This window comes from Acinetobacter sp. 789_lipA, from assembly GCF_058242845.1.
The window spans coordinates 1242801-1258625 of the sequence record NZ_JBZAYS010000001.1 but is presented as its reverse complement, the minus strand read 5'-3'; the positions used below and the strand labels follow the sequence as shown (position 1 = coordinate 1258625).

The following is a 15825-nucleotide window of genomic DNA, read 5'->3' as shown; positions in this document are numbered from 1 at the left end:
AATCCACACAAGTTGTTCTTCATAATCTCTTAATGATCTTCTTGCTGATTCGTCATCAGCAAGCTAGGTCGGCTATACTACTCTCTTTCAAGAAGAAGTCAACTGGTTTTGTTAATTATTTTTAAACTTATTCAAGACTTCCAGATTCTACCGCTTGGGCTAAATCCTTGTTTCTCAACAAGTTTTAATCAACATCACCGCCGATGGATGTGCATTCTACAGCATTTCCAACCCAACACAACCCCCTTTACTCAATTTTCTATAAAAAAACTCCCGCTTGTTTATTTATTAAGCAAAATGGTGCTTTTTTCTTATTTCTTGAGTGAAAAGGGAACAATTTCTCCAATTTCATTTCGATTTTTTTCTTGTGATTTTTTTTCTTGCCACTTTAATGCACGACAATCCACATATTCACAATAACCACTTTCGCCCTGTTCCTCATAATTATCCATTTTGAGTTGATATTTAAAGCTACCTACATAACCCGCAGCCAAACCAAATTTAAAATCACCACGACTTTGAGCGTAAAGATGAATGTGATGTCCCTGCTCATCTTGATAATGCCATTCAAACTCTCGCGGTAAATACATTTTTTGCCCATTGGGAGTTTTCACAGCAGGATAAACACGATGAACTTGAAAGCAAACCATCCGATCAAACATATGGGTTTGTTGTTTTTGCAAATCACGTATATAGATACGTGACTGCACAATTCGATTAAACGAATCTCGAATTTGTTCTAACAATAGTTGACGCTGATCCACCAGATTAATGACTTGATATGTGAAAAAAGCTAGGGGTAAATAACTAAAGTCGATACTGCGCGCGTATTCAAAAGCCCCTAACTGGTCAATATCATAGCGCTGTTCTTTATATTTAACTTCTCCCTGACATCGACACAATACAGACCAATGCTCGGCAAGACCAAAACGCAATTTGGTGAAATGTGAAATCAGCGGCGTTGTTGTAATTTCAATTTCAAAACTCAATTCTGTGTCTTTTCTTTGAATTTGAAATTTTGGGAACGCTCCCATGAGCTGTTCTTTATTGGCAAATTTAAATGTTTTTTCTTGAAATGAACATTCCGCAGAAATTGAATAACGGTTCAGCTGCCCTGCCATATGTGGACTACTGCTGGCCAATACCGTAGCAGTATCTAAAGGTGTAGTTCTGATTGCACTGTTATTCCGAAACATAGGCGTATTGGGCTGACCAATCATGCTCAAAAAATTTAAATAATGTAATGGCGCAGGAAGATTGGGAATGGTTAAAGCTTGATGAATAATTTTATATTTTTTATTGGGTGGATGATAAGCAGGGAGTGACCGTGAAGGAGCCTGATTAAGTTGTTTAGACTGATCGAGAAAATCTTGAAACAACCACATATCATACTCCTTCTACATATCATTAACTCATGATGGGCTGTGCTGACGTCGTGCTAAAAACGTAGTAATAAAGCCAGATAATGCATAAATCAAGGAAATGACTAAAATACCCACAGGAATATTGTAAGTCATTGCAGCAAAAATAAAGACCGCGATAGGAAGGACAAAAAATGGAACGCGCTTACGATCTACCGTTTTAAACGAATAATATTTAATATTCGAAATCATGAGGAGGCCCACAGACACAATCACTGCTGCGCTAATGGCTTGAATCCCCCGCTCACGAATATCAAAAATTTCTGGGAAATCGAGTCCGACCCAAACCAATGAAATAATAATAATCGCAGCAAGTGGACTAGCTACACCAATAAAGTAACGCTTATCGACCACACCGATTTGCACATTAAAACGAGCTAGACGGAACGCAGCACAGGCAGTGTAGACAAAGCAACACGCTAAACCTATGCGACCGAGCGAATCCAAACTCCAGCTATACATCAAAATAGCGGGTGCAACGCCGAACGCCAATAGATCAGATAAAGAATCATACTGTTCACCAAAAGCACTCTGCGCACCAATGGCTCGTGCAACACGGCCATCTAAGCCATCCAACAACGCTGCCAAGAAAATGGCATAAATCGCTTGCTGGAAGTTGCCATTCATACTGGCAATGATGGAATAAAAGCCTGACAACAACGCTGCCGTTGTAATCAGGTTCGGCCACAAATAAATACCTCGACGTTTTACTTTTTGACCTTCCTGTGTGTGCTCTTCTTCTTCCACCTCGAAAGTAATCCCATCAAAAGTAGGCGTACTGCGGGGTGAAGATTCGCTTTCAGGTTTATTTATATTTGTCATTCTCTGTCGATCCTAATGTAGCCTTTTCTCTTATAGTCTATCTTTATTCGCCAACTAACCAACGAACAGCAGCATGACCACCATTTTCACTCATACGCAAGTGTGGGAATAACCATTGTAGCGATTCATCTGCATCTTCAGAAAACTTCCAAGGTGGGTTAATCACCAACAAACCACAACCATTTAAGCCCACTGGGGTATCATCTGGCCAAACACATACTTCACAGATCAACTGACGACGAATACCGGTTTTAATCATTTTCTTTTCAAAACGATCAATCATGGCGCGGTCTTTGATTGGATACCAAATTGCAAACACACCCGTTGGCCATTTTTTATATGCAGTCGCTATGAGATCAACCAATTGAGGGAAATCTTTACGCTCCACTTCGTAAGGTGGATCAATCATCACCAAACCGCGTTTTTCTTTGGGTGGAATAACGCCAAATAACCCTTCATAAGCATCGCGCTCATGTAAGCCCGCGCGTTTGTCACGAACGTTGTAATACAACTGTTGGAATACATCACGTTGCATTTCAAAAATGGTGGCTTTATCGATTTCGCGCATGCCTTCCAATGCAAACCACGGCGAACCTGGATAAGCGCCCTTACCTGAACCTTCACGCATTTTTTCAACAATTTTTAAATACTGCTGAACACCTTCAGGCGCATTACGCTTAATCGAGTCATCAAGTTTTACTAAACGGTGAATACCATTTAAGAACTCGCCCGACTTTTGTGCTTCTGAAGTCGATAAATCATATTTACCAGCACCGCCATGCGTATCAATATAACGATACGGTTTATCTTTTTGATTGAGGCGAGTCAAAATCTGAAGCAAAAGGACATGCTTCATGACATCTGCAAAGTTACCTGCATGGAAGTGGTGACGGTAATTCATGTTTCTATCATTCCTAAAATCAATGAGTATTTTAGCATGAAAAATAGTTTCGTTCAGATTGCTTTCATACACTAGAATAACCGTGGCTTTTCTTTGTCTTTTTTAGGTTAATGTAATGGAAGCAGTTCTTCTCCCAAAGTCTTGGAATGTTGATCAAATCCTAGATGATTTAGATCAACATGGTTTTGCCATCATTGATGACGCCTACTCTAATGACTATGTACATCAACTCATTGAAGAATGTACTTCGAACTTAAACCGCTTTCGTGAAGCCGCTATTCAAAACGGTGTCATCAGCAAGATCCGTAGTGATCACATTTTATGGCTCAATCCCGAACTCGTTATTTCCAATCAACATGTTCAAGCCCTTTATAGTTTGGGTCAGGAACTAAATCGTGCCTTTTATCTTGGTATTCGAGACGTAGAAGCACATTTTGCTTGCTATAACGCTGGCGAGTTTTATGCCCTACACCGTGATAATCCTCAAGGCAAAAATGGCCGCATGATTTCTACGGTTTATTATTTACACGAAGACTGGCAAGACGGTTGGGGCGGTGAACTTCATCTGCAAGATAAAAATGACATTTGGCATGTGCTACATCCCAAACCGAATCGTATTGCATTGTTTCAAAGTGACTTACTGCATGAGGTTTTAGAAGCCAAACATCAACGTTTATCGATTACTGGATGGTTACGGAGTGACAGTACAATCCTATGATTCAAGCAAAAAGACTTTAAATTGTAAGAAGTATCCTCATATACTGAACATCAATTGATGAGGATGTAACCGATGCGTGCCAGCAGTCAACAAATTATTCAGCGTATTGGTGAAACAGATCAACTCTACCTACAAGGCAATAGCCCTGAATTAGCCCTTGAGCGTGCTGACTTACGCTTACAGTTGGTCACACTGAGCCAACTGCGCCAAGAGCAAGTCCACTTTTTACAAGAAGCAGTGGTGTTACTTGAGCAAGGTCGAATTGAGTTTGAGGAAATGCCTCTGTCTTTGTACCTCAATTTGTCTTTGCACCTTGCAAAGGCTTATATGCTGTACTTTGAAATCACCAAAGAAGATCGCTTTGCTTTGATTACACAGCAAATTTTAAAACCGCTGACCAGCTATGGTCAGGGCGATATTTACCTGTTTTTGGCCTATGCCTCGGTCAGTCGAAAAGAGTCAGCATTGGCACGACACTGGCTTGGTAAATATGCGAAAAGCACCGAGTTTGATTTCGTTTTACTGCGTGAACATGCCGCTTTTGTTGACCTTCATCAAGAAGATTGGTTTATCAAGCTGATGCAAAGTAAATTGCACTAAAATCTACAAATAAAAAAACGCCTGAAATCAGGCGTTTTTTTATGGGTCAATTCTACTATGTAAGTCGCGACGGCATAGGATCAATTTAAGCAGTTTGAAGTTTATAAGCATCAAGATGTAGCTGTTGATTGAGTTCATCAACCATAATCGCCCAATCATCATCTTGAACCAAATGACTGATTAATAGCGCACGTTGAGCGGAATTCCAAAACGGTGCGTCGTGTAAAGATTGATGAGCAGGAAGTTGATGCGTACGAATATATAACTCGATGGCAGCCGCACTATTGGCGAGTCCCAGTTGCGAAAATAAAAGCTCTAAGGATGGTTTATGTTGACTGAGCATCTCGGCCTCCTTATCAATACTATTGTCAATTATTATTGAATTAACTTATATGTATTTTCTAAAAAAACCTAGTCATAAAACTAGGTTTGTTGTTTCAATTTGTGATTATAAATGACACGAACCTGAAAGCGTATGTTCTGTATGCAATTGTTCATTTAACAGGTCGACCACCATTGCCCATTCATCATCTTTTTTCCAATTACTGATAATGAAGTCATGCTGTGCTTTTGACCAAAAGGGTGCTTTATGCAATGGAACGTCTGAAGTAAGTTGGTGTGTTTCAATAAACTGATCGATTGCTTCCGCACTCGCATCAAGCCCCAATTGTTCAAATAAAAGTTCTAAAGTCGGTTGTTGGTCAAACATCATTGTTCTCCTCAAGCTCTGATCATGCCCTTTTAGAATAAACCTTTGGCCATCTATGCTCAGTTGTATCTACATCACAGCATGTTATTTTTTGTTCAACACACCCCCATATAAAAAAGCACTCCAAATGGAGTGCTTTTTCAAAACAGATCTTGAACAGATTAGTTTTTAATTATTTAAGCATGTCAGCAATTGCTGCGCGCTCTTCTTCAAGTTCTTGAAGAGTTTTGTCCATACGTTCACGGCTGAACGCATCGATTTCTAGGCCTTCAACACGTGTGTATTCGCCATTTTCGCAAGTTACAGGAACACCGTACATTACGCCTTCAGGAATACCATAAGAACCGTCAGAAGGAATACCCATCGTTACCCATTCGCCATTTGTGCCAAGAGCCCAATCGCGCATATGGTCGATCGCAGCGTTCGCAGCTGAAGCAGCTGAAGACAAACCACGCGCTTCGATAATCGCAGCACCACGTTTACCAACAGTTGGAAGGAATACATTCGCGTTCCAGTCAGCATCGTTGATTTTGTCTTTTAAGCTTTCGCCGTTTACAGTTGCAAAACGGTAGTCAGCATACATCGTTGGAGAGTGGTTACCCCAAACAGTCATGTTTTTGATGTCTGCTACAGCAACACCCGCTTTTTGAGCAATTTGAGTCAACGCACGGTTGTGGTCAAGACGTAACATTGCTGTGAAGTTTTTCGCTGGAAGATCTGGAGCAGATTTCATTGCGATGTAAGCATTTGTATTTGCAGGGTTACCTACAACAAGTACTTTAACGTCACGGCTAGCAACTTCGTTTAGTGCTTGACCTTGACCGATGAAGATTTCACCGTTCACTTTCAATAAGTCAGCACGTTCCATACCAGGACCACGTGGACGTGAACCAACCAATAACGCGTAGTCAGCATCTTTAAATGCAACTTTTGGATCATCAGTACCGATCATGCCAGCCAATAATGGGAAAGCACAGTCGTCTAATTCCATCATTACGCCTTTAAGCGCAGCTTGAGCTTTCTCAAAAGGAACTTCTAACAATTGCAGAATAACTGGTTGGTCTTTACCTAACATTTCGCCACTAGCGATACGGAATAATAGGCTATAACCGATTTGACCAGCAGCGCCAGTAACGGCAACGCGAACAGGTTGCTTCATGTACTTATCTCCATTTGAGGAACGTTATATGATTAAATAGCTGTTCTATCTAATCTTAATAATCATAAACGGCAAAGATTGTACTCCAATACTTTGGCAGATGCATGTAAAAGAGAATGAATTCCAACAAAAGTATGATAGGAAATATAAATTAATTTAAGGAAAGAGATTAGTAAGAACCCTTGATCGCAAAAGAATTTGGGCAGTTTTCTTGTATATTCTCTGCACAGCCTTTGTACTGACCATTGGGTTTATAACAAACTTTGACTTCGGTCAAAATATTGGTTTGACGGTGAGTACGACAGCTAAAACGTAACCCGCTTGCAGGCAGTCCAGGATTCAAACGTTGGAACTGTCCACGTAAGCTATGCAGTTGCGCGGTTTTATTTTCAGATGAAGTCAAATCTGCGGGGATTTTTAAACGTTCTGCATAATTAATCACGTTACGGAAATATTGACTGGCACTCATCGGCACACACCCCCCAATCTCTGCCCACAACTGACGACGTGCATGCTCATCGGGCATCACCCTAGCCACCACTTTAGTTTGAAGCGGAGACAATACAGCTGAAGACTTGGTCTGACACTCTCGTGTCGTAGTTTCAGGATACAAACCTGTGATATTGAGTGAATAACCTTCCAAACATTTCCGTTTCTTTGAGCCTTGGCTATCAAACAAACACACGGCAGGTGTCATTTGAACTTCCATCACATAGCCAAACACGGTCGGTGTCGCATGGGCTGATGTCGCAAAAAATCCCATAGCAATGCAGCTGCTGATCAATAGCAAAAGCTTTTGCGTTAAGACTGATTGGGATGACATCAAAACCATAAAATGCCTAGGCCTTTATCATTGACTTCTAAAAGGAATATTTTGCATGCGCTGGGTGATCGACTGCGGTCCTTGGCCAAGCAGCACACCATAATGGGTCGCATTACTCATGACATGCTTGACGTAATCGCGTGTTTCAGTCAGAGGAATACTTTCTGTGTATTGATCCGCCGCAATCGGCTGACTTTCAGGCTGCCAACGGCGCGCACGATTTGGCCCTGCATTATAACCTGCTGTGGCAAGTACAGGACTGTTGCTTAATTGGCTTTGAATCATGGACAAGTAGAATGTGCCATAACGTACATTGGTATTCATATCACTCAGTGCAGCAGGATTATAGGTTTCACCCATTTGTCTAGCGACCAGTTTTGCCGTATCTGGCATGATTTGCATCAAACCACCTGCCCCGACATGCGAACGTGCATGGGTAACAAATCGGCTTTCTTGGCGCATTAACCCATACGCCCATGCAGGATCTATGCCTGCATTGCGACTATGGCTGACCACATAGCTTTGATGCGGCATGGCATAACGATAACTGTAGTTATGCTGCTTGACGGTTCGATCGGCTGCATAGATCGCGCGGTCATACCATCCCATTTCTGTGGCACGTTTGGCAGCAGCCAAAATTAAGCCATCATCTTGTTTTAAATAAGCTTGTCGAACAGCCCAATTCCATTCACGGTTGACATAATTGTCTGGCGCATTGACGTTGCGCAGTGCAAAAGCACGGCTAAAGTGAATATCTTGACTCAAACGCTGCGCATCCGCATTGCTCGGTTGGGTATTGGCTGGAATCGTTTGATAACGCTGACCAATACGATCTTTTGCCAATAAGTTATGATAATCGTCACCTACTGACAATTTTTTGAAGATCTCGCGCGCCAGTGCTTTTGACTTTGCATCACCACGTTGTTCTGAAGCACGGGCTAACCAATATTGCCAGCGGTCTTCTTGTTTCTGCGTCACACTCATGCCATCAATGGCACGAATGACACTCTCCCATGCGCCGAAACGAATGGCTTGGCGTGCATAGATTTCAGCTTCTTCTTCACTCAGTGCTAAACCGTAGCTCCGATCGAAGGCTTGCAACACTTCCACATTAAAATTGTTTTTCATAACGGTTGTGCCACCGATATACCCCACGGCGCGGTACAACGCTTTTTGTACCGACTCAGGTGTACCCTCGGCAGCACGCTTTACCGACGCCAGTGCAGTATTTAGATCACTGTCGGCTAAACGGCCAATGGCATAAATTAAATATGCTTGATCTGCCGCCGACGCTTTCGGTGCGGACCATAGATAGTTCAGTGGATCGGCTTGAATGCTATTCAGCTGCGCCAAAGACAGATTCATGCCAATAGTTTGTGCAGTTGCAACTGCTTGACCTGACTGCCCTGCACGTAGCTGCGCCCATAAACGTTGTTGTTTGTCTTGTTCCGTCATCAGTGGACTAGACAACATCATGCGGCCTAGCCCTGTACAAGATTCAGGTTGTGAATTAGTGGTGAGCCAAACATCTTTATATTCGGCAAAAACCAAAGGGTCGCCTGACTTGGCACGGACTTGCGCCATGGCACAGCTTTCTGCGCGATCTGCATTGGACACATAGGCCAATACCGGCTGCGCGGAAGCAAAATCGGCCATTTTGACTTTTTCTTCGATGTAATCTGCTGCTAACTTCTCAGCCATGGCAGATTGCGGATAGCGCTGTGCAAATCCGACAATGTTCGCCGCAGGTTGCAATGCCAAATTACTGTTAAGCACCCAGTATTCAGGATAATAGCCCAACACATCACCCTGCATACTGCTTTGATATTGTTGTAATAAACCAACATTGCCTGCATTTGCTGCACGCAAGGCATCATTAAATTGTTCATCTGCGGCATGTGTCGCTGCAGATAGACCCAAGGCAGCCACACCCAACGCAAACACTTGATAATATTTATTCTGTAATCGTTTTAACATGGGTTTGCCTTCAGTCATCTTTGGATTGCCTAGTCTCGTCTCATCATTTTCATTAGTTTAATAACTCATAACAGACTCTATTGTTCTCTTATGTAACCTTATGATTAGACAATATTAATTTTCCTGCATTTTCACTTCACAAATCAATCTTTTTAGCTTCAGATTTAAAGCTATAAGTTTATTCAGATTTCCTGCTAAAATACGCGCCTTTCGTAGATTTCACATGGTGTTTGATCGACCTTTTTTGTCGCCAGCCAAGCTTTGCTTTCGCCGCCACAGATACCGATCAGGCACAAAAACCTAGATTTATCCCCCTTAGGAGCCTACATGACGGTTCAAACCTTCATTCCAAATGGTGCCCAAGCTGCCTCAGAAAACACTGTTACCCAGCCACAGCACACCCCAGCCATCGATGGATCAGTTAAAAAACTGTATATCGAAACGCAAGGGTGTCAGATGAATGAGTATGACAGTCACCGTATGGCAGACTTACTTGGCGACTCGCACGGTTATGTGCTGACCCAAGATCCGAAAGAAGCTGATATTCTACTCATGAATACCTGCTCGATTCGTGAAAAAGCCCAAGAAAAAGTGTTTTCTGAATTGGGTCGCTGGCGCAAGCTGAAAGACAAAAATCCAGACCTGATCATTGGTGTCGGTGGTTGTGTGGCCTCTCAAGAGGGTGACAACATTCAAAAACGTGCCAACTATGTCGACATGATTTTTGGCCCGCAAACCTTGCACCGCTTACCACAAATGCTGGATCAGCACTTTGATCAAATCGAAAAACCCAAGAAAGAAAAAATCAAATTGGTGGATATTTCTTTCCCAGACATTGAAAAATTCGACTTTTTACCTGAACCGCGTGTGGAAGGTTACAAGGCTTTTGTTTCAATTATGGAAGGTTGTTCAAAATATTGTTCATTCTGTGTAGTGCCCTACACCCGTGGTGAAGAAGTTTCTCGCCCGCTGGATGATGTTTTAGCAGAAATTGCCACCTTAGCCGAAAAAGGTGTCCGTGAGATTTCTTTGTTGGGTCAAAACGTCAATGGTTACCGCGGTGAAACGTTCGAAGGCAATATCTGTACTTTTGCAGACTTGTTACGTCTGGTTGCAGAAATTCCGGGGATTGGGCGTTTGCGCTACACCACCTCACATCCACTTGAGTTTAATGATGACTTAATTGAATGTTACCGTGATCTACCACAAATGGTATCGCATCTACATTTGCCCGTACAAAGCGGCTCAAACGATGTATTGCAAGCCATGAAGCGGAACCACACCATTGATGTGTATATCGACAAAATTGCCAAATTACGCAAAGTTCGTCCAGATATGCATTTATCAAGTGACTTCATCATTGGTTTCCCGGGTGAAACCGATGCGCACTTTGAAGAAACCTATCAATTCATCAAAGATATGGACTTCGACCATTCCTACAGTTTTGTCTATTCAAAACGTCCGGGTACACCTGCGTCTGATCTTGAGGACACCACCTCTGAAGACGTGAAAAAAGAACGCCTCAGTAAAGTTCAAAAATGGATCAAACGCTCAAGTATTGACAAGACCGATGCCATGCTCGGCACCATTCAACGCGTTTTGGTCGAGAAAGTTTCAGACAAAGATCCAAACCTACTGATTGGCACGGCGGATAACACTCGTTATGTGAGTTTTATTGGTGATGCAGCATGGGTCGGACGTTTCGCTGAAATCGAAGTGACAGAGATTAAAACTTTGAATTTTGTTTATGGTGAACTCTTGAATCTTGAGCCTGACGTGGCGTAATGTAAGGGAATAGATTCTGACTACTTAAAGGAATTCTCTTGACTGCAGCGATTCGACGTACAGTAACTTTTCCTGGGGTTTCAATAGAACGTTTAAAGAGCATGCTCGGTGCTTATAACGGTCATTTGAAACAAATCGAACAGCGTTTAGATGTCACTATTTCCCATCGAGGTGATGCATTTTATGTCGATGGTGAAATGGATGCAGTTGAGAGAGCCGAAGGTCTGCTCCATCGCCTGCATGAAGAAGCAGAAAATACGGCACAAATCAGTGCCGACACCTTACACCTCATGATTCAAGGCAGTCAGACTGACCGTGAATTGCAAGAAGACCTCGACGGGCAAGAGCACACTGGTTTAGATGAAGTGTGGCTCCAAACCCGTAAAGGTCGTATCAATCCACGTGGTGCCAACCAAAAGCGTTATGTGCAGCGTATTCTACAAAGCGATATTTCTTTTGGTATTGGACCTGCGGGTACAGGTAAAACCTATCTCGCAGTTGCAGCCGCAGTCGACATGCTAGAACGTAATGAAATTCAACGGATCTTATTGGTTCGTCCTGCCGTTGAAGCGGGTGAAAAACTCGGCTTTCTACCCGGTGATTTAAGCCAGAAAATTGATCCGTATTTACGCCCACTCTACGACGCCTTGTATGAAATGCTTGGTTTTGAAAAAGTAGCCAAACTGATTGAACGTCAAGTGATTGAAGTGGCACCACTGGCGTATATGCGTGGTCGAACTTTAAACCACTCTTTCGTGATTTTAGACGAAGCGCAAAACACCACGCCTGAACAAATGAAAATGTTTCTCACACGCTTAGGCTTTGGTTCGCGCGCAGTGATTACTGGCGATATCACACAGGTCGACTTACCGCGTGGTCAGCAATCTGGTCTGGCGCATGCTTTACGAATCATCGACAAAATCAAAGAAATTCACATTACCCGCTTCCACTCTCGTGATGTGGTACGCCACCAATTAGTGCAAAAAATTGTTGAAGCTTATGAGGGATGGGATGCAGAACAACATCGCTTAACGGCTGAAGCTCGTGCTGAACGCAAAGCGCGTCAAGAGGCCTTAGTGGCTGAAAATGATGCCGCTGCCGATGCTCAGCATTAAGTTAAAGTCTGCGGGCATTTTAAAATGCCCGCAGATATCATTATTTAAGGATCTATTTTGAAACTGAGTCTTTCTCTACAACAGGACTTTCAAGCACCTGAGTTGGTCTTGAAACGTGGCTATATCAAAAAAGTTGTAGAAACTGTTTTACGTCATATTGGTACACAAAGTAACTGTGAAGTTGGTATTGCTTGTGTCGACCATGACGAAAGTCATAAATTGAATTTGGAATATCGCGGCAAAGATAAATCAACCAATGTGTTATCTTTCCCGAGTGACTTGCCCGATGAAATGGCGCAAATTCTTGACTCATTTCCTATTGGCGATTTAGTCATTTGCATTCCTGTGGTGCTGTTGGAAGCGAAAGAACAAAACAAAGCGCCACTGACGCATTTCACCCATATGTTGATACATGGCACTTTGCACCTCATGGGCTATGACCATGAAACGTCAGAAGCAGATGCTGAAGAAATGGAAGGTATCGAAATTGAAATTTTGGCTAAACTCGGTTTTGAAAACCCTTATTTAGAACAATAGCTATTAGATCTGAAACAACTCACCCGATTCATCTCGATGTGTCGGGTTTATTTATGCTAACAATAATGCAAGATGAAAAAATAGATGAAGAGATTATAAAAATGCATACATCGATTTCAAAACTACTCTGCATTATCGCCCTATCCTGCACCATGCCACTTTATGCCAAGAGCAATGATGAAAATCAAACATCTTGTCAAGAAGTGAAGTTTCAAGACGCAGATCAGGTCTGGGCTGGACATTATTATTTGCAGGGTGTTATGGAGGTCGGTTCCGAACTTTTACTAGAGAACAACGGTAAATTTAAATGGTACTTAGCTGTCGGCTCTTTAGACCAATATGCTGAAGGGACATGGTGGAAAAATGGCAACTGCATTGGTTTAAAAGCATTACCGAAATATAGCAAGCACTTAGAAATTTTTCCTACCCGCCTAGATGTGGAAGAGTCTCATTTAACTGTGACTTGGATCGGTGGACGTCAAGACGGTGCCTATGTACGCGCAACCCAATAATCCGAAGTAAGCAAAATCATCAAAGTACACTTAAAAGTGCACAGCTCAGTGCACTTCAAACTCTGCCTCTGCTGGGTCAAAACGCCATGTACGCACAATGCGTAACTCAGAAATATCCTTCATTTTGGCATCAAATCCACCAAATGGTGCAGCCTTACGTACCGATGCTTTTGCCGCCTCATCGAGCATCTCATGACCTGAACTATCAATCAGGCGAATAGCACGGATGCCTCCTGATGCATTTAGAATCACCATTAAACGCACTTCACCCGCCAGCCGCTGCTGTTTAGCTGCTTCTGGATAGTAACGGTTGCCATAAAACTCCACTTTCTGACGGAACTTTTCAAGATAGGCGGCCGAAATATCTTGCTTGGCTTGAATACCATCGACTGTTTTAATTTTTTGCTGACGACTAAAGTTTTGTTGGCGTTGTAAATATTGCGCTTCAAGGCTGGCCACCATTGCTGCTTTGGCTTGAAACTGACTGTTCATTTCTTCCATGGCTTTTTTGCGCTGATTATCCTCAGCTTGTTTTTGCCAACTTAAAGTCGTCATCAACAGTTTTTCTTCAAAATTCAGTTCACGTTTTTGTTGGATCTGCTCTAAAGTTTCACGCTGCTGTTCGCCTGTACTTTGCTCAAGCATCGGTGCGGGCATGTCACTCGACATACGATGTGATTCACGAAAGGTCCCTGAACCTTGTTGATCGGCTTGCGCTAAAAAATCTGCATTTTCAATTTTTTTATCAGAAGGGCGTAAAGTGACAGCAATTTCTTTCACTGCCGCATCATTTTCTTGAGGCATAGCAAATTGCAAAGTCAAAATCACGAGATGCAAAAATACCGCCAGTACGACGGTCGCTGTGAAAATTGGGTCTTTCCACCAATCATGAGCCAAAGGCATTACATTTATTTTTCTAAGCATCACACCAAACCGACAATTTGTCTTGTTCCCCAAAGCGCATGCGCGCAGTATAAAATAGACACAGTCTTCATTTTATTGCGTAGAATGAGACCTTGTGCCCTTTAGATTCACTGTTTCGTAAAATCATGAAAATGGTGCAATTAATTTTGCTAAACTGCAAGGTTCATGAGCAGTATTTTTCAAACATTTCGACCAGAGATCTGATCGCTCAAACACGTTGATTAGCTAGGACACCTCTTATGCAAACGCTTATTTCCAACATTTCAAATCGTTTACGCCAAGTTTATCAAAAGGCGGAAGGATTTATTGAGGATGAGCGCGAGTTTCCAATGTCTCAAGTCTTTTTAAATGCCACTTTTCAACGTTTTGTGACCGACAACGTGAGAATGTTGAAAGACCTGCATGCCGACTTACATGATGACTGGTTACGTTTATATGCCACGCTCGACTATAACGGGCTCAAACTCACGCTTTCGGTAGATTTGAAACTGGCACAAATGGAGTTAAATAAAAAAACGCAGTTGATCGTATTTGAGCAAATCAGTGACACCAGTGTGCTGGATGCTGAATACCCAACGGTATTTCATAAAATGGGTGTGCGCTGTGCCCTATTCTTTTATCAAAAAGTCCTGAACCAAGACCCCTTAGGCATGATTTTAGAAAAACTGAATGTGATTAAAGTCAAAGATGATCTGCTGCATTTGGATCTGAATCGCTGGTTAGGAAAAAATCGTTCTATTATCGATACCTTAGGTAAAGTCCATGTCAATCATGCCGTGTTACGTGAAGCAGAATTAGTAGTAATCGGTAATGTCAACTTAACGGCATTGTTCAATAAGTTTTCGCAAACCTCGATCGATGACTTGATTGAACCTAATCTAGACGAAAGCACGGTCTCGCCAATTCGACAAAAATAATTCAGGATGCTGCGACTAAAATGTGACTTAAGGTGGGTAAAAGAAACATAAAACTACAGTTTGCCCTATGTTTCGAATTTTTTCTTCATAATCAACGTGCATAATATTTCTATGCAAAAAATTTGTGCCTACAACTGAATAGGAAACTTTTTCTTATGGCTAAATCAATGTTGAAAACAGTCGCAATGGCAACAGGTGTCAGCACCTTGCTCTTTGTCGGTTTCTCAAGTCAAACCTTTGCCATGAGTCCATTCCAAGCCAGTTATCAATTTAACTATAATGGCAAAAACATGGGCTCAGCGACACGTACGTTATCGAAATCGGGCAACAACTGGAACTATGTCTTTGCAGCGAAAGCTGGTGGTATCGCCTCTGCAACCGAAAGTAGTCGCTTTAGTTTTAATGGTAAGCAAATTCAGTCCAGCAGTTTTAGTCGTAGTAGTAAAATTTTGGTGCATAACAACACCATGAGTATTAACTTCAATCCAGCGGCAAAAACCATCAATACCAAGAAAGACAAAGAAGCGCGTTCTTTCGCTTGGAAAGCCGGCGTACTGGATGAACTGAATGCTGAATTACAGCTTCGGGAAGACATCAAAAATGGCGGTTTAAAATCGACTTATTATTTGGCCGATGCCAAAGAAGTGGAAGCACGTAAATTTGTGAAGCAAGGTTCTGAGTCAATCAAAACCGATTATGGGACCTTTGACACCATTAAAGTGGTCATGAAACATGACAAACCTGGCCGCGAAACTATTTTCTGGTTAGCACCCAAATTGGACTACCTTCCAGTCAAAGTCAGCCATGTGGATAAGAAAACATCCTATGGATTGCTATTAACGGGTTATAAAGGTGCAAGCAATTAGTCATTTTGACGAATTTTACTTGCATTTTTTCAGGTGCTT

The 15825-nt window shown here is 42.2% G+C and carries 17 protein-coding genes; 8 read left to right on the top strand and 9 right to left on the bottom strand.

The window, feature by feature from the left end; genetic code table 11:
* Nucleotides 1-311: 311 nt before the first annotated feature.
* The 3 genes from AC4CUZ_RS06015 to AC4CUZ_RS06005 are packed head-to-tail and all read right to left on the bottom strand — an operon-like array spanning nucleotide 312 to nucleotide 3144.
* Nucleotides 312-1385, bottom strand: coding sequence for a DUF6670 family protein (locus AC4CUZ_RS06015; protein WP_490747378.1), 1074 nt, complete (start codon nucleotides 1383-1385; stop codon nucleotides 312-314).
* Between the two features lie 27 nt (nucleotides 1386-1412).
* Nucleotides 1413-2243 (bottom strand): CDP-diacylglycerol--serine O-phosphatidyltransferase, encoded by an 831-nt coding sequence (pssA, locus tag AC4CUZ_RS06010; RefSeq protein WP_087011599.1) that lies wholly within the window; start codon nucleotides 2241-2243, stop codon nucleotides 1413-1415.
* A 43-nt stretch (nucleotides 2244-2286) separates the two neighbouring features.
* Complete coding sequence (locus tag AC4CUZ_RS06005; RefSeq protein ID WP_078426193.1) at nucleotides 2287-3144, bottom strand: 23S rRNA (adenine(2030)-N(6))-methyltransferase RlmJ; 858 nt, start codon at nucleotides 3142-3144, stop codon at nucleotides 2287-2289.
* Between the two features lie 115 nt (nucleotides 3145-3259).
* On the opposite strand from AC4CUZ_RS06005, the gene AC4CUZ_RS06000 reads away from it, so the two are divergent.
* Nucleotides 3260-3862, top strand: a complete 603-nt coding sequence (locus AC4CUZ_RS06000; RefSeq protein WP_078426192.1) for a 2OG-Fe(II) oxygenase — start codon at nucleotides 3260-3262, stop codon at nucleotides 3860-3862.
* Nucleotides 3863-3934: 72 nt separating this feature from the next.
* Nucleotides 3935-4462, top strand: a complete 528-nt coding sequence (locus tag AC4CUZ_RS05995; RefSeq protein WP_004691217.1) for a hypothetical protein — start codon at nucleotides 3935-3937, stop codon at nucleotides 4460-4462.
* An 85-nt stretch (nucleotides 4463-4547) separates the two neighbouring features.
* On the opposite strand, the gene AC4CUZ_RS05990 is transcribed toward AC4CUZ_RS05995, so the two are convergent.
* The 5 genes from AC4CUZ_RS05990 to AC4CUZ_RS05970 form a co-directional block, all read right to left on the bottom strand.
* A complete protein-coding gene (locus tag AC4CUZ_RS05990) occupies nucleotides 4548-4805 on the bottom strand; it encodes a DUF2789 family protein (protein WP_004691219.1) in 258 nt (85 codons plus the stop codon).
* Between the two features lie 105 nt (nucleotides 4806-4910).
* Nucleotides 4911-5171 carry a DUF2789 family protein gene (locus AC4CUZ_RS05985; protein WP_004691222.1) on the bottom strand — a complete coding sequence of 87 codons (261 nt, stop codon included), beginning with the start codon at nucleotides 5169-5171 and terminating at the stop codon, nucleotides 4911-4913.
* Nucleotides 5172-5343: 172 nt separating this feature from the next.
* Nucleotides 5344-6330: a malate dehydrogenase gene (locus tag AC4CUZ_RS05980; RefSeq protein ID WP_004691225.1), complete on the bottom strand. Its 987-nt coding sequence runs from the start codon at nucleotides 6328-6330 to the stop codon at nucleotides 5344-5346.
* A 169-nt stretch (nucleotides 6331-6499) separates the two neighbouring features.
* Entirely contained in the window at nucleotides 6500-7162 is a 663-nt protein-coding gene (locus AC4CUZ_RS05975) for a ribonuclease T2 family protein (protein WP_078426190.1), read from the bottom strand.
* Nucleotides 7163-7180: 18 nt separating this feature from the next.
* Complete coding sequence (locus tag AC4CUZ_RS05970; protein ID WP_227557049.1) at nucleotides 7181-9148, bottom strand: lytic transglycosylase domain-containing protein; 1968 nt, start codon at nucleotides 9146-9148, stop codon at nucleotides 7181-7183.
* A gap of 309 nt (nucleotides 9149-9457) precedes the next feature.
* Between AC4CUZ_RS05970 and miaB the strand changes: the two genes are divergently transcribed.
* The 4 genes from miaB (at nucleotide 9458) to AC4CUZ_RS05950 (ending at nucleotide 13079) form a co-directional block, all read left to right on the top strand.
* Entirely contained in the window at nucleotides 9458-10915 is a 1458-nt protein-coding gene (miaB, locus tag AC4CUZ_RS05965; protein ID WP_078426188.1) for a tRNA (N6-isopentenyl adenosine(37)-C2)-methylthiotransferase MiaB, read from the top strand.
* Between the two features lie 38 nt (nucleotides 10916-10953).
* Complete coding sequence (locus tag AC4CUZ_RS05960) at nucleotides 10954-12030, top strand: PhoH family protein (RefSeq protein WP_004977846.1); 1077 nt, start codon at nucleotides 10954-10956, stop codon at nucleotides 12028-12030.
* A 57-nt stretch (nucleotides 12031-12087) separates the two neighbouring features.
* The gene (gene ybeY / locus AC4CUZ_RS05955) at nucleotides 12088-12567 is read left to right on the top strand and encodes an rRNA maturation RNase YbeY (RefSeq protein WP_490747377.1); all 480 of its coding nucleotides are present in this window, start codon (nucleotides 12088-12090) and stop codon (nucleotides 12565-12567) included.
* Nucleotides 12568-12668: 101 nt separating this feature from the next.
* Complete coding sequence (locus tag AC4CUZ_RS05950) at nucleotides 12669-13079, top strand: hypothetical protein (protein WP_005401251.1); 411 nt, start codon at nucleotides 12669-12671, stop codon at nucleotides 13077-13079.
* 45 nt (nucleotides 13080-13124) lie between these two features.
* Here the strand turns inward: AC4CUZ_RS05950 and AC4CUZ_RS05945 are convergent, their stop codons facing one another.
* The gene (locus AC4CUZ_RS05945; protein WP_004691238.1) at nucleotides 13125-13982 is read right to left on the bottom strand and encodes an energy transducer TonB; all 858 of its coding nucleotides are present in this window, start codon (nucleotides 13980-13982) and stop codon (nucleotides 13125-13127) included.
* Between the two features lie 260 nt (nucleotides 13983-14242).
* On the opposite strand from AC4CUZ_RS05945, the gene AC4CUZ_RS05940 reads away from it, so the two are divergent.
* The gene (locus AC4CUZ_RS05940; RefSeq protein ID WP_004977854.1) at nucleotides 14243-14920 is read left to right on the top strand and encodes a hypothetical protein; all 678 of its coding nucleotides are present in this window, start codon (nucleotides 14243-14245) and stop codon (nucleotides 14918-14920) included.
* Between the two features lie 155 nt (nucleotides 14921-15075).
* Nucleotides 15076-15786: a DUF3108 domain-containing protein gene (locus AC4CUZ_RS05935; protein ID WP_078426185.1), complete on the top strand. Its 711-nt coding sequence runs from the start codon at nucleotides 15076-15078 to the stop codon at nucleotides 15784-15786.
* The last annotated feature ends 39 nt before the right edge of the window (nucleotides 15787-15825 follow it).